The organism is Micrococcus sp. (assembly GCF_030523875.1).
GTDB lineage: Bacteria > Actinomycetota > Actinomycetes > Actinomycetales > Micrococcaceae > Micrococcus.
The window spans coordinates 1-2,962 of sequence record NZ_JAUNHR010000139.1; the positions used below are offsets into that span (position 1 = coordinate 1).

The window sequence follows — 2,962 nt, forward strand, 5'->3', positions numbered from 1 at the left end:
TGACCTCCGAGCTCATCACGAACATCGGCGAGCTGACCTGCGTGGACGCCGAGGCGCGCGTGCTGACGGACGCCGCCGTCGTCGTCGAGGACGGGCGGATCGCCTGGATCGGTCCGTCCGCCGAGGCCCCCGCGGCGGACGCGCGCACCGACGTCGAGGGCCGGGCCGTGCTGCCCGGCTGGGTGGACTCCCACACCCATCTGGTGTTCGACGGCGACCGCTCCGCCGAGTTCGAGGCCCGGATGGCCGGGGAGTCCTACGCGGCCGGCGGCATCGGGGTGACCATGGAGGCCACGCGCTCGGCCTCGGACGAGCGCCTGCGCGGCCTCGTGCGCGGCCGGGTGGCCGATGCCGTGGCCGGGGGCACCACCACGATCGAGACGAAGACCGGCTACGGCCTGTCCATCGAGGAGGAGGCCCGCCACGCGCGCCTGCTGGCCGGGCTGCGGGAGGCCGGCGAGATCGACGCCGTCACCTTCCTCGGGGCGCACCTGGTGCCCCCGGGACGGGAGGCGGAGGACTACCTGGCCGACGTCGTCGGGCCCATGCTCGAGGCCGTGGCCCCGCACGCCGGGTGGATCGACGTGTTCTGCGACCGCGGCGCCTTCACCGGCGAGCAGTCCCGTCGCGTGCTCGAGGCCGGCCGGGCGGCCGGGCTGGGCGTGCGCCTGCACGGCAACCAGCTGGAGGAGGGCCCCGGCGTCGCGGTGGCCGTCGAGCTCGGCGCCGCCTCCGTGGACCACGTCAACTTCCTCACCGACGACGACGTCGAGGCCCTCGCCGGCACGTGGGCCGGCTGGGACCGGACGACGGCGAGCGGCACCCCGGGCGTGGTGGCCGGCTGCCTGCCGGCCTGCGACCTCTCCACCCGGGCGCCCCTGGCCCCGGCCCGGCGTCTGCTGGACGCGGGGGTGGAGGTCGCGCTGGCCTCGAACTGCAACCCGGGCACCAGCTACACCACGTCGCAGGCCTTCAACGTGGCCACCGCCGTCCTGCAGATGCGCCTGACCCTGGCCGAGGCCCTGCGCGCGGCCACGATGGGCTCGGCGATCGCCCTGCGCCGGCAGGACGAGGTCGGCTCGATCGAGCTCGGCAAGCGCGCGGACCTGCACGTGCTCGACGCCCCCGCCGCCATCCACCTGGCCTACCGGCCCGGCATGCCCCTCACCCACGCCGTGTGGCGGGCCGGCCGGCGCGTCGTCTGACCCGTCCCGCCCCGCAGCACCTCCCACCAGACCACCGGAAGAAGGAACACCCCATGTCCACCACCCCCGCCACCGTCACCCTCGGCCCGTCCGGCGCCACCCTGGCCGACGTCGTCGCCGTCGCCCGCCACGGCGCCCGCGTCGAGCTGACCCAGGAGGCGATCGACGCCGTCGCCGCCGTGCGCCGTCACGTCGAGGACCTCGCCGCCGGCGAGGTGCCCACCTACGGCATCTCCACCGGCTTCGGCGCCCTCGCGGACAAGCACATCCCGCAGGAGTCCCGCGCGCAGCTGCAGAAGTCGCTGATCCGCTCCCACGCTGCGGGCATGGGCCCGGCCGTGGAGAAGGAGGTCGTGCGGGCGCTCATGTTCCTGCGCGCCACCACCCTGGCCTCCGGCCGCACCGGCGTGCGCCCCGTGGTCGTGCAGACCTTCGTGGACCTGCTCAACGCCGACATCACCCCCGTGGTGCACGAGTTCGGCTCCCTCGGCTGCTCCGGCGACCTCGCCCCGCTCTCCCATGTGGCGCTGGCCCTCATGGGCGAGGGCCCGGCCGTGGGCCCGGACGGCACCGAGGCGCTCTCCGGCGAGCTCATGCGCGCCGCCGGCATCGAGCCGGTCGAGCTGCGCGAGAAGGAGGGCCTGGCTCTCGTCAACGGCACCGAGGGCATGCTCGGCATGCTGATCCTGGCGCTGCACGACCTCGAGGCGCTCGTCGACGTCGTCGACCTCACCGCCGCGATGTCCGTGGAGGCGCTGCTGGGCACCGACCGCGTGTTCGTGCCGGAGCTGCACGCCCCGCTGCGTCCGCACCCGGGCCAGGCCGCCTCCGCCGACCGCATGCTGAAGGTCCTCGCCGGCTCGCCGATCGTGGCCAGCCACCGCGAGGGCGACTCCCGCGTGCAGGACGCCTACTCGCTGCGCTGCGCCCCCCAGGTGGCCGGCGGCCTGCGGGACACCGTCGCCTACGTGAAGACCGTCGCCGAGCGCGAGCTCGCCGCCACCATCGACAACCCGGTGGTGCTCGAGGACGGCCGCGTGTCCTCCAACGGCAACTTCCACGGCGCCCCCGTGGCGTACGTGCTGGACTTCCTGGCCATCCCCGTGGCGGACGTGGCCTCCATGTCCGAGCGCCGCACTGACCGCATGCTGGACCCGGCCCGCTCCCACGGCCTGCCCGCCTTCCTGGTGGACGACCCGGGCGTGGACTCCGGCATGATGATCGCCCAGTACACGCAGGCCGGCCTGGTCTCGGACATGAAGCGCCTGGCCGTGCCCGCGTCCGTGGACTCCATCCCCTCCTCCGCCATGCAGGAGGACCACGTGTCCATGGGCTGGCACTCCGCCCGCAAGCTGCGCACCGCCGTGGAGAACTTCCGCCGCGTCCTGGCCGTGGAGCTCGTCGCCGCCTCCCGCGCCATCGAGCTGCGCGCCCCGCTGCAGCCCGGCCCCGTCACCGGCGCCGCCGTGCGCGCCGTCCGCGAGGCCGGCGTGCCCGGCCCGGGCCCGGACCGGTTCATGGCCCCGCAGCTGGCCGCTGCCGAGCAGGCCCTGCGCGACGGCTCCGTGCTGGCCGCCGTCGAGGAGGCGCTCGCCGCCGCCCCGTCCGCCGACCGCGAGCCGCAGGATCTGTCCGACCCGGCCGAGGGTGCCGAGGCCGAGGGCCACTGACCCTCACCCCCTGACGACGACGGCCCCCTCCCGCGCGGCGGATTCAGGGGGTCCTCGCAACACCTGATGGTCTAGACGGCCGTCAGT

Annotated in this window: 2 protein-coding genes; both read left to right on the forward strand. The window is 75.3% G+C overall.

Translation table 11 applies throughout. The features are described 5' to 3' along the window. A partial coding sequence (gene hutI, locus Q4D18_RS11415; RefSeq protein ID WP_303128513.1) for an imidazolonepropionase occupies positions 1-1,205 on the forward strand: 1,205 nt, incomplete at its 5' end. Positions 1,206-1,258: 53 nt separating this feature from the next. Continuing rightward, entirely contained in the window at positions 1,259-2,875 is a 1,617-nt protein-coding gene (gene hutH, locus Q4D18_RS11420; protein ID WP_303128514.1) for a histidine ammonia-lyase, read from the forward strand. Positions 2,876-2,962: the final 87 nt, after the last annotated feature.